Annotated in this window: 22 protein-coding genes; all 22 read right to left on the bottom strand. The window is 38.4% G+C overall.

All coding sequences use genetic code 11. The features are described from left to right. Positions 1–230: 230 nt before the first annotated feature. A complete protein-coding gene (gene dapA / locus RRV45_RS09645; RefSeq protein ID WP_315668597.1) occupies positions 231–1,097 on the bottom strand; it encodes a 4-hydroxy-tetrahydrodipicolinate synthase in 867 nt (288 codons plus the stop codon). Between the two features lie 2 nt (positions 1,098–1,099). After that, positions 1,100–2,362: an aspartate kinase gene (gene dapG / locus RRV45_RS09640; protein WP_315668596.1), complete on the bottom strand. Its 1,263-nt coding sequence runs from the start codon at positions 2,360–2,362 to the stop codon at positions 1,100–1,102. A gap of 155 nt (positions 2,363–2,517) precedes the next feature. After that, positions 2,518–3,567, bottom strand: a complete 1,050-nt coding sequence (asd, locus tag RRV45_RS09635) for an aspartate-semialdehyde dehydrogenase (protein WP_315668595.1) — start codon at positions 3,565–3,567, stop codon at positions 2,518–2,520. Positions 3,568–3,708: 141 nt separating this feature from the next. Next, positions 3,709–4,308, bottom strand: coding sequence for a dipicolinate synthase subunit B (gene dpaB / locus RRV45_RS09630; protein ID WP_315668594.1), 600 nt, complete (start codon positions 4,306–4,308; stop codon positions 3,709–3,711). A 1-nt stretch (position 4,309) separates the two neighbouring features. After that, on the bottom strand, positions 4,310–5,209 hold the full coding sequence (gene dpaA, locus RRV45_RS09625) for a dipicolinic acid synthetase subunit A (RefSeq protein WP_315668593.1): 900 nt from the start codon (positions 5,207–5,209) through the stop codon (positions 4,310–4,312). Positions 5,210–5,462: 253 nt separating this feature from the next. Then, positions 5,463–5,717, bottom strand: coding sequence for a YlmC/YmxH family sporulation protein (locus tag RRV45_RS09620; RefSeq protein WP_315668592.1), 255 nt, complete (start codon positions 5,715–5,717; stop codon positions 5,463–5,465). Between the two features lie 113 nt (positions 5,718–5,830). Continuing rightward, complete coding sequence (locus RRV45_RS09615; protein WP_315668591.1) at positions 5,831–7,066, bottom strand: M16 family metallopeptidase; 1,236 nt, start codon at positions 7,064–7,066, stop codon at positions 5,831–5,833. A 39-nt stretch (positions 7,067–7,105) separates the two neighbouring features. Next, positions 7,106–8,095 (bottom strand): polysaccharide deacetylase family protein, encoded by a 990-nt coding sequence (locus tag RRV45_RS09610; protein WP_315668590.1) that lies wholly within the window; start codon positions 8,093–8,095, stop codon positions 7,106–7,108. A gap of 169 nt (positions 8,096–8,264) precedes the next feature. After that, entirely contained in the window at positions 8,265–10,385 is a 2,121-nt protein-coding gene (pnp, locus tag RRV45_RS09605) for a polyribonucleotide nucleotidyltransferase (protein WP_315668589.1), read from the bottom strand. 220 nt (positions 10,386–10,605) lie between these two features. Next, complete coding sequence (gene rpsO, locus RRV45_RS09600) at positions 10,606–10,875, bottom strand: 30S ribosomal protein S15 (protein ID WP_066288899.1); 270 nt, start codon at positions 10,873–10,875, stop codon at positions 10,606–10,608. 122 nt (positions 10,876–10,997) lie between these two features. Next, positions 10,998–11,951 carry a bifunctional riboflavin kinase/FAD synthetase gene (gene ribF / locus RRV45_RS09595; RefSeq protein ID WP_315668588.1) on the bottom strand — a complete coding sequence of 318 codons (954 nt, stop codon included), beginning with the start codon at positions 11,949–11,951 and terminating at the stop codon, positions 10,998–11,000. Between the two features lie 39 nt (positions 11,952–11,990). Beyond that, positions 11,991–12,911: a tRNA pseudouridine(55) synthase TruB gene (gene truB / locus RRV45_RS09590; protein WP_315668587.1), complete on the bottom strand. Its 921-nt coding sequence runs from the start codon at positions 12,909–12,911 to the stop codon at positions 11,991–11,993. Between the two features lie 68 nt (positions 12,912–12,979). Next, a complete protein-coding gene (gene rbfA, locus RRV45_RS09585) occupies positions 12,980–13,345 on the bottom strand; it encodes a 30S ribosome-binding factor RbfA (protein ID WP_315668586.1) in 366 nt (121 codons plus the stop codon). A 201-nt stretch (positions 13,346–13,546) separates the two neighbouring features. After that, positions 13,547–13,828 (bottom strand): DUF503 domain-containing protein, encoded by a 282-nt coding sequence (locus tag RRV45_RS09580; protein WP_315668585.1) that lies wholly within the window; start codon positions 13,826–13,828, stop codon positions 13,547–13,549. Further along, entirely contained in the window at positions 13,825–16,047 is a 2,223-nt protein-coding gene (gene infB, locus RRV45_RS09575) for a translation initiation factor IF-2 (protein WP_315668584.1), read from the bottom strand. Before infB ends, RRV45_RS09580 begins: the two co-directional genes overlap by 4 nt. Before the next feature lie 19 nt (positions 16,048–16,066). Next, positions 16,067–16,369 (bottom strand): YlxQ family RNA-binding protein, encoded by a 303-nt coding sequence (locus RRV45_RS09570; RefSeq protein ID WP_315668583.1) that lies wholly within the window; start codon positions 16,367–16,369, stop codon positions 16,067–16,069. Next, the gene (gene rnpM / locus RRV45_RS09565) at positions 16,366–16,650 is read right to left on the bottom strand and encodes an RNase P modulator RnpM (protein WP_315668582.1); all 285 of its coding nucleotides are present in this window, start codon (positions 16,648–16,650) and stop codon (positions 16,366–16,368) included. The genes RRV45_RS09570 and rnpM overlap by 4 nt, the downstream gene beginning before the upstream one ends. 15 nt (positions 16,651–16,665) lie before the next feature. After that, positions 16,666–17,787, bottom strand: coding sequence for a transcription termination factor NusA (gene nusA / locus RRV45_RS09560; RefSeq protein WP_315668581.1), 1,122 nt, complete (start codon positions 17,785–17,787; stop codon positions 16,666–16,668). A 47-nt stretch (positions 17,788–17,834) separates the two neighbouring features. Next, the gene (rimP, locus tag RRV45_RS09555; protein ID WP_315668984.1) at positions 17,835–18,308 is read right to left on the bottom strand and encodes a ribosome maturation factor RimP; all 474 of its coding nucleotides are present in this window, start codon (positions 18,306–18,308) and stop codon (positions 17,835–17,837) included. Positions 18,309–18,544: 236 nt separating this feature from the next. Further along, complete coding sequence (locus RRV45_RS09550; RefSeq protein WP_315668580.1) at positions 18,545–22,864, bottom strand: PolC-type DNA polymerase III; 4,320 nt, start codon at positions 22,862–22,864, stop codon at positions 18,545–18,547. A gap of 208 nt (positions 22,865–23,072) precedes the next feature. Further along, positions 23,073–24,335, bottom strand: a complete 1,263-nt coding sequence (rseP, locus tag RRV45_RS09545; RefSeq protein WP_315668579.1) for an RIP metalloprotease RseP — start codon at positions 24,333–24,335, stop codon at positions 23,073–23,075. A gap of 59 nt (positions 24,336–24,394) precedes the next feature. After that, positions 24,395–25,540 (bottom strand): 1-deoxy-D-xylulose-5-phosphate reductoisomerase, encoded by a 1,146-nt coding sequence (locus RRV45_RS09540; protein WP_315668578.1) that lies wholly within the window; start codon positions 25,538–25,540, stop codon positions 24,395–24,397. Positions 25,541–25,542: the final 2 nt, after the last annotated feature.

Here is a 25,542-nt window from a genome sequence, read left to right as displayed (position 1 = left end):
ACTTGAAGAAAGAAAACCATGACAAGAAGAAAAGCGGAGGGGGCCCGCTTATCGGCGACAAGCATAAGACGAAGCCTTGCAAAAGGCGTTCTTTCCTTTTGTGAGGATTTGGCTTATGACCTCGAGCCGATGGCCCCCGGAGCTAGACAAGAAGAAAAGCGGAGGGGGCCATTCTAGTCCAAATTAAAAAGCCAATCAGCAAAAAACTGACTGGCTCATAAATTATATTTTTATTTTAATAAAGCCGATAATCTACTTCTTTCCTGCTCTGTTAGCGGTACTAGCGGCAATCTTACGGAACCCACATCTAATCCCTTTAATTGTAACGCTGTTTTTACCGGAACAGGGCTTGGGGCTGTGAAGAGTCCTTCCATGATTGGGAGGAGGTCTTGATGGAGACTTGCCGCTTTTTCAATTTCTCCATTCAAAAATGCTCCAATCATCTCTTGCATTTCATTTCCAATAATATGGGACGCCACTGAGACTACACCAATTCCGCCTATAGCCAGAACAGGGATAGTCAATCCATCATCCCCGCTGTAAAGCTGAAAGTCCTCAGCCGTTTCTGAGATGATTCGGGCCATTGCATTTAAATTTCCGCTTGCTTCTTTCACCGAAAAGATATTCTGTATTTTAGATAGGCTGATAATGGTTTCAGGTTCAATGTTGACAGATGCTCTTCCTGGAATATTATAAACCATCACTGGCAGCTTCGTACTTTCAGCAATAGCTTTAAAATGCTGAAAAAGTCCAGCTTGATTTGGTCTGTTGTAATAGGGTGCCACAACCATGATCCCGTCAACACCTATTTGCTCTGCCCGTTTTGTTAAGTCAATGGAAGCGTATGTGTTATTACTGCCTGTTCCCGCAATAACTGGAATTCTTTTGTCGACTACTTTAACCACATGCTGGAATAAGGCGATTTTTTCTTCATTCGTTAAGGTAGGAGACTCGCCTGTAGTCCCAGCTACGATAAGAGATTCTGTGCCATTTTCAATTAAATGATTAATAAGCTGAGTAGTTTTCGGGAAATCAATATGACCCTTTCTATCAAATGGAGTAACCATCGCTGTCGAAACCCGGCCTAACTGAATCATTGCTACACTCCTTTAATCTTCCAAAATTCAGTATTCTCAGGAACTGTATAATCCTTTTCAAGCTGGAACGCATCATGTAAAGCATTGATTGCTTTAGCTAAATCATGCTGTTTAACAAGAACCCATATAGTAGTATGGCTATCCGCAGATTGTAAAATCCTTATTTCCTGCTCTGACAATGCCGTAACAATTTTTGATGCGACTCCTGGTACACCTTGCATGCCAGCTCCAACGACAGATACTTTCGCACAATCTTTCTCAACAAGAGGAGTATGATTTAATTGTTCTAATATCTGAATGGCTTTCTCTGTCATTTCTTCTGAAACTGTATAATTAACGCCATTTGGATAAATATTAATAAAATCGACACTGATTCCTTCATTTGCCATAGCCTTAAAAACCTCGGCTTGCAAATTATATTGATCCTTCTTAGCCTGCACTTTGATTTGTGTAATATTTGGGAGATGGGCAATTCCTGTAACAATTCTTTCCTTGATGTCTATTCCCTGCTGTTCCTTATTAATAGCTGTCACAAGGGTTCCTAAATTTTCTGTATAGGTAGATCGAATTCGAATGGGGATTTTAGCCTGCATGGCAATTTCAACAGCTCGAGGATGTATGACTTTTGCTCCTTGATAAGCCATATTGCATACTTCTGTATAAGTGACAATAGATAGAGGACGTGCATTTTCTGCGATACTTGGGTCAGCTGTCATGATGCCATCAACATCTGTAAATATTTCAATCCATTCCGCATTTAGGGCCGCTCCTAAAGCTGCTGCTGATGTGTCGCTGCCGCCTCTGCCGATCGTTGTGACATCCCAATTCTTGGCAGCACCTTGAAATCCAGCTACTACGACTACATCGTGATCTTCAAGCATTTTAAGAAGCCTATCACATTTCATATCGATAATTTTCGCGTTTATATGTTCGTGATTCGTTCGAAAACCTGCTTGCGCACCTGTCAAGGCCGTTGCTTTTATGCCATGCTCCAAAAGCATATTTGTAAAAACAATACTTGAAATAATTTCTCCACAGGATAGTAAAAGATCAGTTTCCCTTTTATTAATCAATGATTTATTTGTTTCTACGAGCGAAAGTAACGTATCCGTCGCATATGGATCACCTAATCGTCCCATTGCTGATACAACAACGACTATCTTAAACCCCTCTAATCGGGCTTTTTTGATGTGTTTTAAAGCATGTGCCCTGCTTTTCTCATTGCGAACTGACGTGCCTCCAAATTTTTGGACAATTATTTTCATTATTACACCTCTATAAAACTCTTCATTGGTAAAAGGCTAAACTATAAGTTTATGGATAGAGAGGAAGGATAATATTTGGAGCTAGAAATTTCTAGCTCCAACATTTTGAATGCTCAAAATCATAATATGAAATGAAAAACTTAACGTGAACGCTGTTATTTTACTAAGCCAAGTTTTACTAAGCTTTCTGCAATTTGGACGGAGTTCCAGGCAGCTCCCTTTAATAGATTGTCTGATACAACCCACATATGGAAGCCCGTTGGGTGATCTAAGTCCTTGCGGATACGTCCTACAAATACATCGCTCTTGCCTACACAATCAGCAGGCATCGGGTATATTTGATTGTCTGGATCATCTTGTAAAATAACCCCAGGGGAGTCTTTTAGAAGCTCTTTAATTTCTTGTGAGCTAACTCCTTCTTCATTCACCTCGAAATACAGAGATTCTGAGTGCCCAGTTGCAACTGGTAAACGTACACATGTCGCTGCAACTTGAAGTTCAGGAAGATTCATGATCTTTTTTGTTTCATTTATCATTTTCATTTCTTCAAATGTAAAGCCGTTCTCTGTAAACTTATCAATTTGCGGAATTGCGTTAAAGGCAATTTGATAATGCTTCTTATCGCTTTTTACAGGAAGAATGGCAGGCTCAAAGGATTCGCCATTTATGATTGCCTTTGTTTGCTCATTAAGTTCTTCAACTGCAGCTGCACCTGATCCCGAAACAGCCTGGTATGTTGAAACGATCACCTTATTTAAACCGTATTTCTGACGGACAGGTTCTAAAGCTACAACCATTTGAATCGTTGAACAGTTTGGATTTGCAATAATTCCTTTATGATTGTGAAGGTCTTGTTCATTGACTTCTGGCACAACAAGCGGCACATCTTCATCCATACGGAAAGCACTTGTATTATCAACTACAATTGCCCCATGAGAAACAGCATGAGCCGCCATTTCTTTCGAAACACTTCCACCTGCACTAAATAATGCTATATCAACGCCTGCAAAGCTTTCTGGCGTTGCTTCCTGAACTGTTAATTCTTCGCCTTTATAATGAACCTTTTTTCCCGCTGAACGTGCAGAAGAAAGTAAGGTTAGCTTTTCGATTGGAAAGTTCTTTTTCTCAAGTGTATCAAGCATTTGCTGCCCTACTGCTCCTGTTGCTCCTAAAACTGCTACATGAAATCCTTTTTTCTGTTCCATTTGTTTTTTCCCCTCTCAAAAAATACTTTCTAGCAAAAACATTACTAAAGAAACATAATGAATTTTCTTATAATAACATACATTTTAACATATTCATTCTTTAAAGTAATAAACTTTTTGCTAGAAAATTGGGGAAATCCTTTATTCCTCGTCTTTATATCTTTCCACAAGCACAGGCTGGAATTGCTTACCTGCAATAGCAGCTTCGATCGTTTCAGATAAAGCTGTCATTCTAGCAACTATTGAGTTTGGTTTTCTCTCTGGATCATCCTGGCCAAAAGGGATAAAATAAATATTTTTCGTTGCCATTAATCTCATTAAATTCACGCCATTTAAGCCAAGAGCATCGTTTGTGGATATTCCTAAAACAACAGGCTTTTGATTCCTTAGCGTTGCCTTTGCAGCCATTAATACAGGGGAATCTGTCATTGCGTTTGCAAATTTACTCATAGAATTTCCTGTTAAGGGGGCGATTACCATACAATCTAACGGAATTTTCGGACCTAAGGGCTCTGCCTTCACAATGGTGTCTATTACTTTATTTCCAGTTAATTCTTCAATTCTTTGTACCCAATCTTCCCCTTTTCCAAACCTTGTTTCAGTACTTTTAACTGTAAAGGTAACAACAGGCAATACTTCAGCCCCAGCATTGACAAGCTTCTCTATTTCCGGGAACACCGCATCGTATGTGCAATGGGATCCTGTCAGACCAAAACCGATACGTTTTCCTTTTAAACTCATATTAAATATTCCCCTTTCGCTTAACACTATCTTCTTTTATTAATTGGGAAAGAACCTTCGCTAATATTTTTCCGGCTGTTTTAGGTGCAACGATTCCTGGGAGACCAGGTGCGAGTAATGCCTTTACTCCCCTTTTTTCAGCATACCTAAAGTCTGTCCCTCCCGGTTTAGAAGCAAGATCAATAATGAGAGTATGAACTGGCATTTTTGCAATGACAGAAGCCGTAACTACTAAATGTGGAATCGTATTGATACAAATATCTGCATCCTTTACTTCATTTTCTAAATCCTTTAAATGAAATGGAATTAAACCCATTTCAGAAATCCTTGCAATATGTTCACTTTTTCTCGCACCCACTTTTACCTTGGCTCCAAGAGAATCAAAGACTCTTGCAACACTCATCCCAACTCTTCCAAGGCCGAGAACGGTAATGTTTGACCCATGAATGGTAATATCAGTATGCTGTATGGCCATCATAATTGTTCCCTCCACTGTGGGAATTGAGTTATAAATGGCTACATCATCCCGTTCAAATAAATTAACGAGACGTCTATTCGCCTGCTTAGTCAGACTGTCTAAATATGAATTGCTTATTCCTGAATAGATCGTACAATGGGAAGGCGTTTCCAAAAGCATTTCTTTCCGTAAATATACTTTTTCATTAGAAAATATTGTTTCAATTTGACCATCTAAGCCAGTTCCAGGAACAGGTAATATGACAACATCCTTATTTGAAAAGTCAACTTCATCTATTTTTTCTTTAACAGCCCCAGTAAAGGCATGATCTAGTTGTTCAAATCCAATTAATGAAAGCTTGGCATCCAGCTCGGTTAGTTTGCGTATAATTTCCAGCTGCCTAGCATCTCCGCCAATAACAGCAATTTGGATGTCTGTTAGCATGAAACCCTCACCTTCTTCTAAAGAGTGTTACAGGTACTGTGTTATTTCACTACTTCAACATCCTATGTACGGAAGGCTAAATCGGTGAGTTTTCCATCTAATAAAAGGCTTTAAATATGAGTTGAGGTTTGTTTTCTGGTGAGAAGAAAAGTAAGTGGGCACTAGGTTTTAGCCTAATTTTTTTACTAAAAAGAATTTTATTAAAAAAAAATAGACTGGCTTTAGCCAATCTATTTAATCCGTTACATATTTACTATTCATTTGCATCTTCCTCATCTGGCATATCTAAAATAATCATATCAGTTCCGATCCTTTTAATGTGGCTCCAGGGTACACGTATCTCATCTCCTTGCCTTTTGAGCCCAAACCATTTCAAAGATGGAATGACTAATGCCTGTATTTGTCCACTTTTTTCGTTTATTTCAAGATCTGTTTGCCCAAGCACCCCTAATCTTTCTGCTTTTTTCACGTCAACGATTTCTTTTCCACTAAGTTCACTAAGTCTCACGGCCTTCCCCCCTCTCAATACAATTTATCGTTATTCCTTGTTTTTTAGACTATAAATCAACTTACCGCAAAAACAAAAAACAGTCTGCTATTTAAACAGACTGTTATTACGGTTTATATGCTTTTTGGCAACTCGCCATTAGGGCTAATTAGGGATACGGCATATTTATCAGTGAATATGGAATTTGCCATGTCATTTACACCTTTTTTTGATACAGCATCAATTTGTTCAATGATTTCATCTAATGATCGATGACGCTTCAGTAATAGTTCATTTTTGCCATTTCGGCTCATCCGGCTATTTGTGCTTTCCAGGCTGAGCATCAGACTCCCTTTAAGCTGTTCCTTGCTATTATTTAATTCCTTTTCTGTAATTCCATCTTGTTTAAGCTTGCTTAATGTTTCTTGCATCGTTTCAAATAAGACATCTAATTGCTTAGCTCCAGTTCCTCCGTAGAGTGTAACAATCCCCGCATCCTGGTAGGCTGAATGATAAGAAAATACTGAATAGGCGAGTCCCTTTTGTTCCCTAACGTCCTGGAATAACCGGCTGCTCATGCTGCCGCCAAGAACATTATTGAGAATAATTAAATTGTACATTTCTGGATGGCCAACCTGCAGTCCTTCAAAACCAATACATAAATGGGCCTGCTCTGTATCCTTTTTCCGAACAACCTTATTTGGATGAAATTCAAGGCTATGCTCAGTTTTTTCATGATTGCCGCCTTCATAGGATCCGAAATATTTCTCAACTTCACGAATAAAAGATTCAGAAATATTGCCGGCAATTGAAATGACCACTTTTTCAGGCGTATACATGTCGTGAACATATTCCCTTAATGTATCACCATTAAAGGCAGCAAGTGTTTCCTCTGTGCCTAATATCGGATAGCCAAGGGGATGAGTTTCATAAATGGCTTTGCTAAGCAAGTCATGAACGATATCATCAGGCGTATCCTCATACATTTTAATTTCTTCATAAACAACGTTTTTCTCTTTATTCAGCTCTTCTTCCACAAATGTAGAGTTAAAGAACATATCCGCTAAAACCTCAAGTGCAAAATCTGCATGAGTATCGAGAACCTTTGCATAATAGCAAGTGTATTCTTTTGAAGTAAAAGCATTCACCTGTCCGCCAATACTGTCAAATGATTCAGCGATCTCACGTGCTGATCTTGTTTTTGTTCCCTTAAAAAACATATGTTCAAGAAAATGGGAAATTCCGTTATTCTCTAGGTTTTCATCTCTAGATCCAGTTCCAATCCAAACACCGATGGCAACGGAACGAACGTGTGGAATATTTTCTAATACGACTCTTACACCATTTTGGCATGTATACTTTTTAATCAAATAAGTTCCTCCTGTTCCTTTAACAGAGATGCAATAATTTTAGTTGTTATTTTCCTTACTATTAACTTTTCCAAAATTAAGATTATCAGCCTTTCGATCAGAACTCAAAAGCTCGGAAACGGTTCCAATTTGAAAGTCCTGCTTCTTCAGCCCAATGATTAACTGATCTAGCGACCTTTCTGTTGGGCTTGTAGGGTGCATTAAGATGATCGCCCCATTATGAACCTTACTCATAACCCGATTTAGCAATTCCTCAGGGGAAGGCTTTTTCAAATCGACAGTATCAACCGACCATATAACCGTTCTTAAGCTTTCCTGTGAGGCGATTTGTACCGTTTCATCACGAAAGCTTCCACTAGGCGGGGCAAACCATTTTACAGGCTTATCTGTAATAGCCTTAAGAACATCATTCGTTTTTTGTATTTCTTCCCTCATTTTACTTGTTGATATTTTTGCCATATTAGGTTGAGAATATGAATGGTTACCAATTTCATGTCCTGCTTCTTCTATCATTTTTGCCAGTTCGGGATTATTTTGAGCCCATTTTCCCTCTAAGAAAAAACTTGCCGAAACGTTATGTTTCTTTAACGTTGCAAGCACATCTGTTAAATACTCATTTCCCCAGGCTACATTGATAATGAAACTAACCATCTCTTTTTCTGGATGTCCTTTATATGTAGGAGAAGGCGGCAAATCGTTTAATTGAACTTTAGGCTGAACTTGTTTAAAAACAAGCCTTTCTTCCTTAAATTCTCCATCAGGCTTCATTTTTTTATATGAAGCGACTATATCAACCTGTAATCCATTTAAACCAGGCATCGCTTTCCAAATTCGATCAATCTTCGCATCCTGCGGGGGAATATAATAGTCTGCAGCTCGGGCAGTTATTTCTCTATATAATGGATCATTTTGTTTGGAAACAGAAATAGAATCAGCTTTTAAACCAGTAATGTATTGATTCGTTAACGGATTGTTTACGAAAAAAAATGCAACAATAACAATTATACTTAAATAAATCCACTTTTTCATAATCCTTGCCTCCTTCCATAAACCATATGTTTTAAGAGGACAAGGTAGAACGAGGTGGATTTCCTTATTAAAGTTAATTTTTAACAATGGGTATGTATATGGAAAGAGTCAGGGGGGCCCTCCCGTCCTGACTCTTTCCTTTAATAATAAATCATGCTTTTGCTAGTAATTATTGTTGTGCTTGTTCTTTCTGTTCGCGCTGCTCACGGAGGACAGCTTTACGTGATAAGTTTACACGGCCTTGTTTATCAATTTCGGTTACTTTAACAAGTAATTCGTCCCCTATTGATACGACATCCTCTACTTTGCCAACACGTTCTTCAGCAAGCTCTGAAATGTGGACAAGTCCATCTTTTCCGTTAAATATTTCAACAAATGCTCCGAATTTTTCAATTCGCTTTACTTTACCAAGATACATTTGTCCGACTTCAACCTCACGAACAATGTCCTCAATAATTTTCTTCGCTTTTTGGTTCATTTCTTCATCAGTTGAAGAGATGAATACTGTACCATCTTGTTCAATATCAATTTTTACGCCAGTCTCTTCAATAATCTTATTGATTTGCTTTCCGCTCGGTCCAATAACATCACGAATCTTATCTGGGTTAATATGCATTGTCAAGATCTTAGGAGCGTATTTGGACAGCTCTTGTTTTGGCTGAGCAATCGTACTTAGCATTGAGTCAAGAATTTGCATGCGGCCTTTTTTCGCTTGCTGAAGAGCTTCTTCTAATATTTCACGGGAAAGACCTTCAATTTTAATATCCATTTGTAAAGCTGTTACGCCTTTAGCCGTACCAGCAACTTTAAAGTCCATATCTCCTAAATGATCTTCCATTCCTTGGATATCTGTCAGAATAGAGTAATGCTCTCCTGACTTAATTAGACCCATCGCGATCCCTGCAACAGGAGCCTTAATTGGTACACCGGCATCCATCATAGCAAGGGTACTTGCACAAATACTTGCCTGTGAAGTAGATCCATTAGATTCCAATACTTCAGATACTAAACGGACTGTGTAAGGGAAATCTTTTTCGGATGGAATAACAGGCTCCAAAGCACGCTCTCCTAGTGCACCATGTCCAATTTCACGACGGCCTGGCCCTCTCATCGGTCCAGTTTCTCCAACGCTGAAATTAGGGAAGTTGTAATGATGCATAAAACGTTTTTCTTCCTCAATACCTAGGCCATCTAGAATTTGAACATCACCTAGTGCCCCCAATGTACATACGCTTAATGCCTGAGTTTGTCCACGAGTAAATAGTCCTGAACCATGTGTTCTAGCCAAAATACCGATCTCTGAAGATAATGGACGAATGACATCCAAGCCACGCCCATCTGGACGAACCTTATCTTCTGTAATCAGCCTTCTTACTTCGCCTTTTACAATTTTATCAAGAATTTGTTTCACTTGTTTAAGGTCTTCTTCAGAAGCCTCTTGTTCTTCAAATTTTGCAACTACACCATTTTTAACAGCTTTAATCGCATCCTCGCGTGCATGCTTTTCCTGAACTTGAATAGCTGCGATCATGTCTTGTTCGCAAATTGAACGAACTTTAGCTTCTAATTCTTGATCAAGTTCAAATAGAACAATTTCAAGTTTTTCTTTGCCGATTTCAGCTACAATTTCTTCTTGAAAGGAGATTAATCGCTTAATTTCTTCATGTCCAAACATAATCGCTTCTAGCATGATTTCTTCAGGTACTTCTAATGCACCTGCTTCAACCATATTTATTGCATCCTTCGTACCAGCGACAACTAAATGAATATCGCTTTTATCTGCTTGATCTACTGTAGGGTTAATAATGAATTCGCCATTAATACGGCCAACACTTACTCCAGCAATTGGTCCTCCAAAAGGAATATCTGATACACTTAAGGCTAATGAAGAACCAAACATGGCCGCCATTTCTGATGAACAATCTTGATCAACACTCATAACCATGCTGACTACTTGTACTTCATTACGGAAACCATCAGCAAATAATGGGCGGATTGGTCTATCAATTAAGCGGCTGGCCAAAATAGCTTTTTCACTTGGTCGGCCTTCTCTTTTAATAAATCCACCAGGTATTTTCCCAACAGCGTATAATCTTTCCTCGTAATTAACTGTTAGTGGAAAGAAATCTAAATTTTTCGGCTCCTTTGATGCCGTTGCTGTACATAATACAGCTGTGTCTCCATAGCGAACTAGCACTGCACCATTTGCTTGTTTTGCTAACTGTCCAATTTCAACAGTTAAATTGCGGCCAGCCCAATCTATAGAATAAATATGTTTATCTTGTCCCATATTTTGTAACCCCTCTCTACCTTATCACAATGGAGGTTTAGCGACTTGAATTGGAAACCTAAACCTAAACATTATTTGAACAAATATGTTCGAAAAAGTATGAAATCCGTGTATGTATAGTATGTACAATATTATTGCATGTTAAAATGGCTCTTTTATGTATGTAAACATGTGTTCTTTTTAAGCTAATAAAAAAGCGGGAAAACTCCCGCTTTTCTTATTATCGACGTAAACCTAATTTGTTAATTAACTCACGGTAACGTTGAACGTCTTTGTTACGCAGGTAAGTTAACAGGTTACGACGTTTACCTACCATTTTCAAAAGACCGCGACGTGAGTGGTGGTCTTTCTTATGAGTACGTAAATGATCGTTCAATTTGTTAATTTCCTCAGTAAGGACAGCGATTTGAACTTCTGGAGATCCAGTATCATTCTCATGAGTTTTATACTCATTAATTAGTTCATTTTTACGTTCTTTAGTGATTGCCATCCGTTTCACCTCCTAAATAGTAAATCCCCTGTTACCGAGCAAGCGTCGGTGACTCGACTTGCCAAGCAAAGGTTCTTTTGATACGTTAATAAGAATACAACTTTTTATGACAAAAAGCAAGGCTAAACATTGTTTTTTTCAAAGTAAGCTAGCGCTGACCTTTTGTCCTTTTCTATTTGAGCAACAAGCTCTTGTATTCCATTGAATTTTTGTTCCTTACGTAAATGCAAATGCCATTCAACCATTACTTCCTGACCGTAAATTTCCTGATTAAAATCAAAAATATGAACCTCGATAGATGGCTTTTTCGACATTTCCTCTTTAAAGGTTGGCTTATAGCCGACATTGCATACTCCTTCATGCCAATTTCCATGAACGTTAATGCGGACACAATAAACTCCGGTAGGGGGAAGGATGTAATCGTCCAGTAATTCAATGTTCGCCGTTGGAAACCCTATTGTTCTTCCTCTTTTATCTCCATGAATAACTGTCCCATTGGTAGAATAATGCCTGCCTAATGTAAGTAAAATTCCTTCCAGCCTGCCTTCACGAATCATTGACCGTATTAAGGTTGAGCTGATTTTCTCATTATTATTAGATGCTAATTTTGGAACGACTGTATAGGTGAATTTTTCCCTTGAATGGAATGGCAATGTTTCCATCGTTCCTTTACCCATTCGGCCATATGTAAAGTCAAAGCCAGCTATTACATGTTTTACATGCAGATCTATTAAATATTGATCTACAAATTCTTGGGGCAATAGACTTGCGAACTCCCTTGTAAAGTTAACGATAAATACATAATCGATCCCTAATTTAGCAATTAACTCGATTTTATCGCGTAGTGGAGTAATATATTCAACATGCTTTACACTTTTTCCTAATACAACAGAGGGATGAGGATCAAAGGTCATGACAGCGCTTTTGAAGCCGTGCTCAGCAGCGATTGACTTTGCCTTTTTGATCACTGCCTGATGTCCAAGATGAACTCCGTCAAAATAGCCTAATGCCATAGATAATGGCGGCAGTTCGTCCCTGTTAAAATTATGCGGATGTTTAATTGAAATTATTTCCATGATGGTTCACCTTTTTTTCTAATTCAAAGCCTTATTTTCTCAAAGTGTTTCGTTTCGGATGACCTTTACTGGTTTCATTAATCCTTGCTTTTGCTGATGATGCTCGTAAACCGCCAAAGCAATGCCGTTTACAGTTTCAACAACAATGGGACCTTCTGTTTCAGATAAATGACTTGGTATGGGCAATACTGCTCCATTTTTTACTTTCTTTGCTACTGTATCATTTATCGTATATTTGGGCAAATGAGAAAGCGCAGATTCAAGCGGCTTTATTTTTTCTAAAAGGGTGCCTTCTTGAACGAAGGTTTCTATTTCTTCTAATGTTAAGCAGTCTTGTAAGGAGTATGAGGCAGATTGAATCCTGACAAGTTCAGACATGTGAGCAGGATAACCAAGTTTTTCTCCAATCATGACAGCCAATGTTCGTATATACGTTCCCTTGCTGCAGGAAACCCGGAAACGGAATTGAATACGTTCTCCACTGAAAATTTCACGGTCATCAAGAAGTTCGATTGAATAAACCTTTACCCTTCTAGTTGGCCTTTCAACAGTAATCCCTTGTCTTGCATATTCATAAAGCCGTTTTCCATTTACTTTCACAGCGGAATACATTGGCGGGGTTTGCGATATTTCACCAGTTAAGCTCTCCAAAACAGCCAAAATTTCTTCTCTTGGAAATGAATTCGTTATTGGCCTATCTTCAACGGTCTCACCTGATGCATCCTCTGTTGTGGTGGAATACCCTATCGTTACTTCACCTTCATATGCTTTTCCTGCATCTGTAATATATTCAGCCACTTTTGTCGCTCTCCCTAAGCAAATCGGAAGAACCCCTGTCACATCTGGGTCTAGCGTTCCTGTATGGCCAATTCTTTTCATTTTTAAGATTTTGCGAAGCTTAAATACACAATCATGTGAGGTAATCCCCCTAGGTTTAAATAACGGCAATATACCTTCCACAAGTGATCCTCCTTCTTTAATTCGAAAAAAATGGATAGACAAATGTCTATCCACATCCTTTTCTATCATTAATCCTCGTTTTCCTTTGAACGATCTTCATCATGTATTTGATGAAGTAAAGTTTCAATCCGATTGCCATAATCAATTGATTCATCAAATTCAAAGAAAATTTCTGGAGTTTTACGCAAGCGGATTCGCTGCCCAATCTCTGAACGGATAAATCCTTTTGCTTTAGCTAGGCCTTTTAGTGTATTTTCTCTTTGTTCCTCATCGCCAAGAACAGAAATAAATACGGTTGCTTGCTGAAGATCTCCGGTTACTTGGACATCGGTTACCGTAACAAAACCAACACGTGGGTCTTTTAATTTACGGCCGATAATTTCGCCAAGCTCCTTCTTCATTTGTTCTCCAACTTTATTTGCTCGAAGGCTCAAATTCATTCACCTCTAATCAAATCCGCCTTGGTGGATTTGCGCCCAGATTTTTATCGGGCAGAGCCCGATAAATTCCTTTAAAAATCTGAGGCATCCGCCGGAGGCTTAACTTTATTCAGAAAGTATTGAACCCCTTCTGAATAGTTTCCTAATTGTATTCATTGCCCACAAATTGAAATAGAAAATAAATACTGAATAAAGTTAAACCCACTCAATATCTGTAATTGTTCGTTCAATTTCAGGAAACGAATCAATTAATTTAAGGGCATTTTGTAATTCTTGCTCCGTAGAAACTCGAGAAGATGATACGGCAACAATGGCTATTTTAGTTCGTTGCCATACATCTTGATAATCTACCTCAGAAACAGATATATTATATTTTTGTTTCAAACGGGTTAGAATTCTTTGTAATACAGCTCGTTTTTCTTTTAAAGAATGTGAGTCATAAATGATACATTCACAAGCTGCAAGCCCAATGATCATTTTCGCTCAATTTCCTGCATAACGAAGGCTTCAATAACATCGCCTTCTTTTACATCATTAAAGTTTCTGATCGTAATCCCACATTCATATCCTTGACTTACCTCTTTAGCATCATCCTTGAAGCGCTTAAGTGCATCCACTTCCCCTTCAAAAATAACAATGCCATCACGGATCAAGCGTACTCCGCTATCCCGAGTAATTTTTCCATCTGTAACATATGAACCTGCAATTGTTCCAACTTTTGATACTTTAAATGTTTGACGAACTTCTGCTTGACCAATAATTTTTTCTTCAAATTCTGGATCAAGCATTCCTTTCATAGCCAATTCGATTTCTTCGATTACTTTGTAAATAACTCTATGCAGGCGAATATCTACACCTTCAGCTTCCGCAGCACGCTTAGCGTTATTGTCAGGGCGTACATTAAATCCGACAACAAACGCGTTAAATGCTGCAGCAAGTGTAATATCTGATTCATTAATAGCTCCTGCTCCAGTATGAAGAATACGAACATTTACACCTTCAACATCAATCTTTTGCAAGGCTGTTGTAAGTGCTTCTGCAGTACCTTGGACATCTGCCTTAACAACAACATTTAAATCCTTCATTTCTCCTTGTTTCATATGTTCAAACAAGTTATCCAAGCTAATTTTTGTCTTCTCACTACGCTGGGCTTGAAGGGCTTGCTGAGCACGAGACTCTCCAATTTGGCGAGCTGTCTTCTCATCAGAAAGTACAACGAAGCGATCCCCAGCTTGAGGTACATCATTAAGACCTGTAATCTCTACTGGTGTTGATGGTCCTGCTTGTTTCACACGGCGTCCAAGATCATTGACCATTGCACGTACTCGGCCAAAAGTATTTCCAACAACAATCGGATCTCCTACTTTTAAAGTACCGTTTTGAACGAGCAGAGTTGCAACTGATCCGCGGCCTTTATCTAATTGAGCCTCGATTACAGTTCCTACAGCACTTCGTTTAGGATTAGCCTTAAATTCTTCAACCTCGCTTACAAGAAGTATCATTTCCAGAAGATTGTCAATTCCTTCTCCTTTAAGGGCAGAAATAGGAACAAAAATAGTATCCCCACCCCAAGCCTCTGGTACTAATCCATATTCAGTTAACTCTTGCATTACGCGGTCTGGATTGGCAGATTCCTTATCCATTTTATTAACAGCTACAATAATTGGTACTTCTGCTGCTTTCGCATGGTTAATCGCTTCAATCGTTTGAGGCATAACACCATCATCAGCAGCAACAACAAGAATGGTAATATCCGTAATTTTCGCTCCACGGGCACGCATCGTTGTAAAGGCAGCATGTCCTGGTGTATCTAAAAACGTAATCTTCTTTCCGTTTTCTTCCACTTGATAAGCTCCGATATGCTGAGTAATACCACCAGCTTCTCCCGCGGTTACTTTCGTATTTCTAATAGAATCCAAAGTCGTTGTTTTACCGTGGTCAACGTGCCCCATAATCGTAACAACTGCCGGACGTTCTACTAGCTCCACTTCTTCTTCATCTGTGAAATAAACCTCTAAATCAGTCACATCGATATGAACTTCTTCTTCGACTTCAACCCCGTAATCAGTAGCAATTAATTCAATGGCATCTTTATCCAAAGCTTGATTAATTGTAGCCATAACACCAAGCATAAATAATTTCTTGATGATTTCTGATGGTTCACGATGAAGTTTTTTTGCAAGTTCAGCAACTGTTAATGAATCACTAAAAGTAATTTTAGCTGGAAGTTCCTTTACTTTTTTAGGAGCAGGAGGGACTTGTGCTTGATGGTTGCTTTTCCCTTTATTATTGTTTTTATTTCTATTTTGATTTTGATTGTTATTGTTACTATTTTTATTCTTGTTTTTGTTAAAAGGCTTATTGTCTTTTTTGTTACTATCTTGGTTTGGCTTTTTACCTTCAGCTTGTTTTTGCATTGGTTTATTATTACCTTTGTTTGCTCCCTGCTGCTCATCTCGATTAGCAGTCTGAGCTTTTGGTTTTGTCTGAACTGGATTTGTCTTTTGCTGATTTTGCTTTTCTGGCTGTTTGTCTTCCTTCTTACCGTATATTCCGTCCAATTTTTGTACGGCAGAAGCTTCAATTGCTGTCATATGGTTTGAGACCTCGATATTCATGTCTTTTAATTTTGTAATCACGTCTTTACTTGATACGTTTTGCTTTTTTGCATATTCGTAAACGCGTATTTTACTCATACTTTCACCCCCGCTGGAATTAATCGAGCAACGACTTCAGTTTTTTTGCAAATCCATCATCAAGCACTGCCACAACAACCCGAGCATCTTTTCCAATAGCCTGACCAAGGATTTCCCGGTTTTCTACAAGCCTATATGGAATTTGATAGGATTTACATTTATCAGTTACTTTTTTTGTCGTGTTAACAGAAGCGTCCGCAGATAGCAATATGAGCTTTGCTTTACCGTTTCTTATTTCTTTGATAGTAAGCTCTTCACCCGAAGTAATTTTTCGTGCCCGATTCGCTAAGCCAAGCAATGACATCCATTGATTTGCATTCATTTGGATAGTCGTTTCTCCTTCTCTATGAGCTCTAAAAGCTCTTCATAAATTGAATCATCTATTGAAACTTCTAAATGGCTCGCTAAAATGTTTTTCTTTTTTGCAAGTTTTACAGCCTCTTCTTCTTTAGAAAGGTAGGCGCCGCGACCGGATTTTTTTCCAGTCAGATCAACGGATACTTCCCCTTCTTTAGAGCGAACGATGCGAACGAGTTCTTTTTTCGGTCTCATTTCACCGGTTGCGACACATTTACGCAGAGGAACTTTTTTACGATTGTTCACATTCATTCACCCCTATTAATCCATATCTTCCTGAAAATCATCATCTTCAAGCTCAGTGCTATCATAAGTCAAAAGTGTTTCTTCTCTTGGATACATGCCTGTTTCACGCGCTTCCGACTCAGATTTAATATCTATTTTCCATCCTGTTAGCTTCGCAGCAAGTCTCGCGTTTTGCCCACGTTTTCCAATTGCGAGTGACAGCTGATAATCTGGAACTATAACAGTTGTAGCTTTATCATTTTCATTTACGATAACGTCAAGAACTTTAGATGGACTTAAAGCATTAGCTACGAAAACAATCGGATCAGCTGACCACTTTACAATGTCAATCTTTTCACCTTTTAACTCATTCACTACCGCTTGAACACGAGTGCCTTTCGGTCCAACACAAGAACCAACTGGATCGACTTCCTCATTATCAGAATGAACGGAAATTTTCGAACGGTCTCCAGCTTCTCTGGCTACAGATTTAATTTCAACTGTACCATCGTAAATTTCGGGAACTTCAATTTCAAACAATCTTTTCAAAAGACCTGGGTGGGTTCTGGAAACAAAAATTTGTGGTCCTTTTGTTGTCTTTTCAACCTTTGTAATGAACACTTTTATTCTGTCATGCGGTTTGTATTGTTCGTTAGGCATTTGTTCATTTGTAGGAAGAATCGCTTCAATTTTTCCAAGACTGACATAAATAAATTTGGAATCCTGACGCTGCACAATCCCTGTCATAATATCTTCTTCACGGTCAATAAATTCAGAGTATATAATTCCTCTTTCGGCTTCACGAACACGCTGTGTAACAACCTGCTTGGCTGTTTGTGCCGCAATTCGGCCGAAGTCCTTTGGGGTCACTTCTAATTCCACTATATCTTCAACCTGGTAATTAGGATTAATTCTCCCGGCATCTTCAACGGAAATTTCTAGTCTTGGGTCAAATACCTCTTCAACTACTTCTTTCCGGGCAAAAACTCGCATCGTTCCGTTTCCAAGATTTAAATCAATCCGAACATTTTGTGCTTGATTGAAGTTTCTGCGGTATGCAGATACTAGCGCTGCTTCAATTGCATCAATAATGACATCACGTGAAATGCCTTTTTCTTTTTCAAGTAATGTGAGAGCATCCAACAATTCGCTGCTCATGAGATCTTTTCCCCCTTTAATCGAAAAGCGCAAGCGCTAATTGGTCTTTATGAAAAAACAACTGCTAAGCGAGCATTTGCAACTTTTTCATAAGGTATATCAATACTTTTCTTTCTTGTTTTAATTTTGATTTCAACTGTTACTGTTTGACCATCAAAATGAGTCAAAATTCCTTCGAACGTTTTATCACCATCAATAGGCTCATAGGTTTTAATAAAAACATTTTTGCCAATTGCTTTTTGAAAGTCCTTTTCACTTTTAAGAGGGCGTTCAGCTCCAGGCGATGAAACCTCTAAGAAATAGTTATAAGGAATTGGATCTATCTCATCAAGCTTTTCACTTAATTTTTCACTGACTAACCCGCAGTCCTCAATATCGACACCATTTTCCTTATCAATAAATACGCGGAGGAACCAATCTCTTCCTTCCTTTACGTATTCAATGTCAACTAATTCAATATTTAGCTCATCTAGAATGGGTGTGACTAATTGTCCAACCGTATCAGTCACCTTGCTCATAATATCCCTCCTTTACCCGGTTCATGGCTTCAAGTAAATTAAATTCATATTGGATAATTATTACAACTAAAAATAACGTATACAACACGAAAGAGTGGGTTGCCCCACTCTTCTTTAACGAGAGTTATTAATAGTATTTCCATAAAAACTATACCATAACCAAATTTTTAATGCAAATGGAATGGCTATCATGTCAAGGGATTGACCGATTTTTATCAATAAAAATTATCTGCTTAGCATTAAAATAGTGAAAGCTGATTTTGTTCTGGAAGTGATTCCAGGCAACCGTGATTGTCCAAATACTCAATGATCGTTTTGGATAATCTTCCCCGCTGCTGAAGGTCTTCTTTAGACAGAAACTCCCCCACTTCCCTAGCTTTTACAATATTAAGGGCCGCATTTGTCCCCAGTCCAGGAATCGAATTGAATGGAGGTATTAAAGTATTTCCATCAATAATAAATTCATTTGCACTTGAGCGGTATAAGTCAACCTTTTGGAAGCTAAAGCCGCGTTCAGACATTTCAAGGGCCAGCTCCATCACCGTTAATAGGTTCTTTTCCTTTGTGGACGCATCAAGGCCTTTAGCATTTATCTCTTCAACTAAAGCACGGATGGATTGCGATCCTTTAACCATGGCATCCACATCAAAATCTTCTGCACGAACTGTAAAGTATGCTGCATAATACAAAAGAGGATGATGAACTTTAAAATAAGCAATCCTTACGGCCATTAAAACATAAGCAGAAGCATGGGCTTTAGGGAACATATATTTTATCTTTTTACAAGAGTCGATATACCATTCGGGAACCTGATTCTTCCTCATTTCCTCTTCCATTTCATCGGATAACCCTTTACCTTTACGAACGGATTCCATAATTTTAAAGGCAAATGCTGGTTCCAGGCCTTGATAAATTAAATAAACCATAATATCATCACGACATCCAATAACTTCACTCAATGTACAAATTTTATTATGAATGAGTTCCTGCGCATTACCTAGCCAAACATCGGTACCATGAGAAAGTCCAGATATTTGAACGAGCTCGGAAAATGTTGTCGGCTTTGTATCTTCAAGCATTTGACGAACAAATCGTGTTCCAAATTCCGGAATACCAAGCGTGCCTGTTTTACACATGATTTGATCTTCTGTTACACCTAAGGATTCTGTACCGCTAAATATTTTCATGACTTCAGGATCGTCTGTTGGGATTGTTTTCGGATCAATTCCGCTTAAATCTTGCAGCATACGAATAACCGTTGGATCATCGTGTCCAAGAATGTCGAGTTTAAGTAGATTATCATGGATAGAATGGAAATCAAAATGGGTTGTCTTCCATTCTGAATTTTTATCATCAGCCGGAAATTGGATCGGTGAAAAATCAAAAATATCCATATAATCAGGAACAACGATAATACCTCCTGGATGCTGACCAGTTGTTCTTTTTACACCAGTGCATCCAGAGGCAAGGCGTTCAACCTCTGCACCTCTTAATTGTAGGTTATGATCCTGCTGATAGGCTTTTACATATCCGAATGCTGTCTTGTCGGCAACTGTTCCAATCGTACCCGCCCGGTATACATAGTCTTCCCCAAACAAAACCTTCGTGTAGTTGTGGGCACGCGGCTGATATTCCCCTGAAAAGTTTAAGTCAATATCCGGAACCTTGTCCCCTTTGAAACCAAGGAAGGTTTCAAACGGAATATCTTGTCCATCCTTTATATAGGCAGCACCACAGTTTTGACAGTCCTTGTCCGGCAGGTCATATCCAGATCCTACTGAACCGTCATTGAAGAATTCAGAATGCTTGCACTCTGGACACACATAATGTGGAGGCAGCGGATTTACTTCTGTTATCTCTGTCATCGTTGCAACAAAGGATGAACCAACAGATCCCCGTGAACCAACTAAATAACCATCATCTAATGATTTTTTTACTAATTTATGAGAGATCAAATAAATAACAGCAAAGCCATGCCCAATTATACTTTTTAATTCCTTTTCAAGACGAGCTTCAACTATTTCAGGCAGATCATCTCCATAAATTCTTCTTGCCATTGCATAGCTCATATTCCGCATTTCATCATCTGCGCCTTCGATTTTTGGCGTATACAGATCATCTTTGATTGGTTTAATAACATCAATCATATCGGCAATTTTATTCGTATTATCTACGACAATTTCCTTTGCCATATCACGCCCCAGAAATGAAAAAGCATCAAGCATTTCATTCGTTGTTCTAAAATGCACATCTGGAAGCTTATGACGATTTAATGGATTTGCTCCCCCTTGAGAACTGATCAGGATCTTACGGTATATTTTGTCATTTGGGTTTAAATAATGGACATTTCCTGTTCCGACAACAGGAAGACCTAGTTTATCACCTAATTGAACAATATTCCCAATGATCTCCTCTAGAGCTTTTTCATTTTTTACTAGTTCTAGTTCTATTAAATGAGCATAGACAGCTTTAGGGTGTACTTCAAGATAATCGTAAAATGCTGCAATATCTTCAACCTCTTCAGGTGACTTCTGCATCATTCCCTCGAAAACTTCACCTTTATCACATCCGGAGCCAACAAGAAGCCCTTCCCGATATTTCTGAAGCAGTGATCTTGGAATTCGCGGAACACGATAGAAATAATTCATATGAGAGATAGAAACAAGCTTAAATAGATTCTTTAAACCAGCTTCAGTTTGTGCAAGCAGTGTACAATGATAAGGTCTAGCACGCTGGTATGCATTCCCCTCACCCATATGATCATTAAACTGATCATGATATTCAATTTCTTTTTCTGCAGCATCCTTTAACATCTTTAATAATAGATAACCAGTTGCTTCAGCATCATATATCGCTCTATGATGCTGTGTTAACTCAACATCAAATTTCTTCGCTAATGTATTTAAGCGATGGTTTTTCATATCTGGATATAAGAAACGGGCCAATTCCAATGTGTCAATTACTGGATTTGATGCTTTTCCTAAACCAATTTTCTTATAGCCAACATTTAAGAATCCCATGTCAAAAGAAGCATTATGAGCAACTAAAATATCATCACCCGTCCACTCATAAAATCTCTGCAGCACTTCATCTACTTCAGGTGCATTTTCAACAAGGTCATCTGTGATTCCAGTTAAATTAATAGTAGTTGCAGAAAGTGGGTGGTGTGGATTCGCAAAGGACTCAAAGCGATCAATAATTTCTCCGTTATGAATCTTAACCGCTGCAAGCTCAATAATCGTGTCATAAACAGCGGATAAACCAGTCGTTTCAACGTCAAATACTACATACGTATCTTCAGTCAGCTTTCTTTTTGCACTGTTATAGGCAATAGGAACCCCATCGTCTACTAAGTTAACTTCAACACCATACAATATTTTTATATCATTCTTCTTCCCAGCACTAAAGGCTTCAGGAAAAGACTGTACGACTGCGTGATCCGTTACAGCTATTGCCTTATGCCCCCATTTCTTTGCCTGACTAATAAGTGCGCTGACGGATGTGACGGCATCCATTTGACTCATTGGGGTATGGAGATGAAGTTCCACACGTTTTTCATTTTCGGGTGCTGTATCTTGTCTTTGGACTGGTTTGATTTCGTTTATATCATTTCCAATCATGACAAGATCACGAACAAAGGTATCCGTTTGGATACTGCCTCTCACCTTCAGCCACATACCCTTTTGAACATGCTGATACAATGCGGCATCTTCTTTATCCCGTGAAAACATTTTGACTATTATGGAGCTTGTGTAATCCGTAATTTTGAAGGTTAAAAGTGTTCTGCCGCTCCGGAGTTCCTTTGTTTCCGCAGAAAACACATACCCCTCTATTGCAACTCGGCGTTCTTCATCGATAATATCAATTAGCTTTCTGAAATCGGCATCATCTTTAATCGTTAATCCGATTGTTAACGGGCCTTGAATCGAAGCAGCATCATTAGCCCCTGCTTCAGCTTCTTTCTTCTGCATTTCAATCATTGCTTGAATCCCGCGTTCTTGGTCTTCTCTTTGTTTAGCCTCGATAAATTTCTGATATTCTTCATTAGCGCCTTCTGAAGAAATTTCAGTATCAATCGATAATGTGGGAAAACCAACTGTTTCATAAACACTTGATATAATCTCTGCATATTTTCTTTTGATGGACAATCCTTCCGTATCGTTTCTTACATTTATAATAAGCTTGTTCCCATGCACGGCAGGAATCTGTTCATTTAATAATTTTATTAATGGAGGGGCCATGCCTTCCATTTCTTGAATACAATATTTCCAATACCCCTGCACTAATTGTTCATCAATTTTATTATTCTTAACCTCAATGGTAAACGATGTATTTGCAATATGAGAAAATACCTTTGCCAACTTAGTGGAAAAGAGGCTAAAGATATTAAATGGAAGAATTTGCTCAAATTCAAAATGAAAATGCCACTTTTTTTCTTTCTTCCCAATTACTACTTTCTTTATTTGAGCATGTTTAAAATGCTGCACAATTGAATCTTCAGTTAACTGCAGCTGCTGGAGCAAGAGTTGGAATCTCTCTTTATTGCCTAGGGCTTCCATTGTTCTCTCTCCCATCTATTAATTTTCTATTTCACATATACAGACGATGTCTATTATAACATGAACTATTAATCATGTGGCTGTCCTTTTAAACGATCTTTAATTGCCCATGTCAATAAAAAAGGGTCAGATTCTGTAGGGTGAAAAAAGCGGAGAATTATCGCACTCTTTTCACTCAAAAAGAATATGACCCTTGGATAGCTATATATTATAAGAAAAATCTTTGAATGTCGTTCCAGGTTACTACTAGCATTAAAAGCATTAATAATGCAAACCCGATAAAATGAACCATTCCTTCTTTATGACGGTCAATTGGCTTTCCTCTTACTGCTTCAACCGCGAAAAACATCAATCTTCCGCCATCTAAAGCAGGTATTGGAAGTAAATTCATGATACCTAAGTTAATACTTAGTATACCTGCCCATTTCATCAAATAATAAATACCCGATTTAGCTACTGTGTCAGTTGATACATATATGCCGACAGGACCTGATAATGCATCAATGGAGAATTGTCCAGTAATCAATTTACCCAGCATTTTAAAAATCTCTATAGTCCAATTATACGTTTCTAAAGCCCCATTTGTAATGGCCTTAATAGGTGAATTTTCCATTGGGCTATAAACGCCGATTATACCAATCTTTTCCCCTTCTACTTCTTGAACCTTCGGAGTAACAGGCAAGTTTATTTCTTGTCCGTCTCGATCAAGGGAGAATTGGAGCTCATTGTTCGGATTTTTGCGGATAATCTCAACAACATCCGACCAGCTTGATATTTCAGCTCCGTTAATACTGTGAATGATATCCCCTTCTTTTAATCCTGCAGATATCGCAGCTCCATCAGGAGTTAATTTTCCTAGCTCAGGTTCATTCGTAGGAATTCCCTGCAGCAGTCCGATAAGGACAAAAATGACAAAGGCAAGAATAAAGTTCATCATCGGCCCAGCAAAAATAGCCATAGTTCTCTGGCCTAGCGTCTTTGAAGCAAACTGTCTATTGTAAGGAGCAATTAGGGTTTCAACTCCATCTTCTACTAATAATGCACTTGGGCTAATAGTAAATGATTGTAGTTTTTCTTCCTCTTCCCCTTCAACGTAGCCTTTAATGACCAGAGAATGCTCTATATCTGCATGCTCCACCTCAATGACTCTAGCTTCTGGGTATTTTTCCTTTTGATTCAGGATAATTTTCTTAACTTGTTCTGATTCATTAAATAATAAACCAACTCTAAATCCTGGCTTTATATCAATCATTTCAGGATCTTCTCCCGCCATGCGGACAAAGCCCCCAATTGGTAATAGCCTAATCGTGTAGGTTGTTTCTCCCTTTTTATGAGAGAATACCTTAGGTCCGAACCCAATTGCGAATTCACGGCAAAGGATCCCTGCTCTTTTCGCAAATACAAAATGCCCTAATTCATGAAAAAATACTAATGCGCCAAATATGATAATAAAGGCTATAACTGTACTCAAAACATAACCACCTTTTTTAAAAAGATAACAAAGCATTATCTTTTTGAGTTAAAAAGCTTTTAGCTTAAAAGTGAGTCTACATATTTTCTCGTCTCCAAATCGACTTCCTGAATATGGGCAAGACTTGGATTTGAGATGTTTTTGTGAATACTCAAAGCCTTTTCAATTAATTCTTCTATTTGAAGGAAGGTTGTTTTTCCATTTAAAAAGGCTGCAACTGCTACTTCGTTTGCAGCATTCAAAACAGCAGGCATTGATCCGCCCGCCTTACCAGCTTCATACGCATACCTTAAACAGCGGAAGCGGTCCATGTCCATTTTTTGAAAATGGAGCATTCCAATTTCAGCCAAGTTCAACCGATTTGCTGATGGAAGGGGAAGCCTGTCTGGATAAGTCAATGCATATTGAATGGGAACCCTCATATCTGGTGTTCCTAATTGTGCGATGATGCTGCTGTCCTGAAATTCAATCATAGAGTGAATGATGCTTTCCTTATGCAATAAGACGTCAATATTATCATAATTGATTGAAAAAAGCCAATGTGCTTCAATGACCTCTAGTCCTTTATTCATCATCGTTGCAGAATCGATTGTGATTTTTGCACCCATAGACCAATTAGGATGATTAAGAGCTTCACGAACTGTCACATTTTCTAGCTCCTGTCTAGTACGGTCCCTAAAAGAACCACCGGAGGCAGTCAGTATTAGCTTTTCAATATTCTTTTGATTTTCACCTTGTAAAGCCTGAAAAATAGCAGAATGCTCACTATCCACTGGCAATAATGAAACTTGATTTTTTTTCGCTTCCTCCATGACAAGATGTCCCGCAGTTACTAATGTTTCCTTATTCGCAATGGCAATCGTCTTTTTTTCCTTAATAGCTTGCAGTGTTGGAGTTAAACCAATACTGCCAGTGACTGCATTAACAAGGATCTCTGCTTTATGATAAACGGCTACTTCTGATAGCCCGTCATTGCCATATGTAAAAGAGATATTTGGAAATTCAGCTTCTAGTATTTGTGCTGATGATCTGTCGGACGTTGAAACAAGCTCTGGACGATATTCAAGAATGATTTTCCTAGTCAGGTCCAGATTTCTGCCAACTGCCATGGCAACTAGCCGAAATTCATCAGGATGCTCCTTGATTATATCTAACGTTTGGGTGCCAATTGAACCAGTAGCTCCCATTAAACTAATATTCTTCAACA

This window comes from Bacillus sp. DTU_2020_1000418_1_SI_GHA_SEK_038, assembly GCF_032341175.1.
In the GTDB taxonomy this organism is placed as follows: Bacteria; Bacillota; Bacilli; order Bacillales; family Cytobacillaceae; genus Cytobacillus.
Note: the sequence above shows the minus strand (reverse complement) of the source record. Positions and strands in the feature narration are given on the sequence as shown.

Coding starts and splice junctions, on each gene's coding strand:
- nusA (WP_315668581.1), bottom strand. CDS start 17,787: ATGAGCAGCGAATTGTTGGATGCTCTCACATTACTTGAAAAAGAAAAA.
- infB (WP_315668584.1), bottom strand. CDS start 16,047: ATGAGTAAAATACGCGTTTACGAATATGCAAAAAAGCAAAACGTATCA.
- ribF (WP_315668588.1), bottom strand. CDS start 11,951: ATGGAAATAATTTCAATTAAACATCCGCATAATTTTAACAGGGACGAA.
- RRV45_RS09580 (WP_315668585.1), bottom strand. CDS start 13,828: ATGATCATTGGGCTTGCAGCTTGTGAATGTATCATTTATGACTCACAT.
- RRV45_RS09610 (WP_315668590.1), bottom strand. CDS start 8,095: ATGAAAAAGTGGATTTATTTAAGTATAATTGTTATTGTTGCATTTTTT.
- RRV45_RS09570 (WP_315668583.1), bottom strand. CDS start 16,369: ATGAATGCAAATCAATGGATGTCATTGCTTGGCTTAGCGAATCGGGCA.
- dpaA (WP_315668593.1), bottom strand. CDS start 5,209: ATGCTAACAGACATCCAAATTGCTGTTATTGGCGGAGATGCTAGGCAG.
- dapA (WP_315668597.1), bottom strand. CDS start 1,097: ATGATTCAGTTAGGCCGGGTTTCGACAGCGATGGTTACTCCATTTGAT.
- rpsO (WP_066288899.1), bottom strand. CDS start 10,875: ATGGCAATCACTAAAGAACGTAAAAATGAACTAATTAATGAGTATAAA.
- pnp (WP_315668589.1), bottom strand. CDS start 10,385: ATGGGACAAGATAAACATATTTATTCTATAGATTGGGCTGGCCGCAAT.
- asd (WP_315668595.1), bottom strand. CDS start 3,567: ATGGAACAGAAAAAAGGATTTCATGTAGCAGTTTTAGGAGCAACAGGA.
- dapG (WP_315668596.1), bottom strand. CDS start 2,362: ATGAAAATAATTGTCCAAAAATTTGGAGGCACGTCAGTTCGCAATGAG.
- RRV45_RS09550 (WP_315668580.1), bottom strand. CDS start 22,864: ATGGAAGCCCTAGGCAATAAAGAGAGATTCCAACTCTTGCTCCAGCAG.
- dpaB (WP_315668594.1), bottom strand. CDS start 4,308: ATGAGTTTAAAAGGAAAACGTATCGGTTTTGGTCTGACAGGATCCCAT.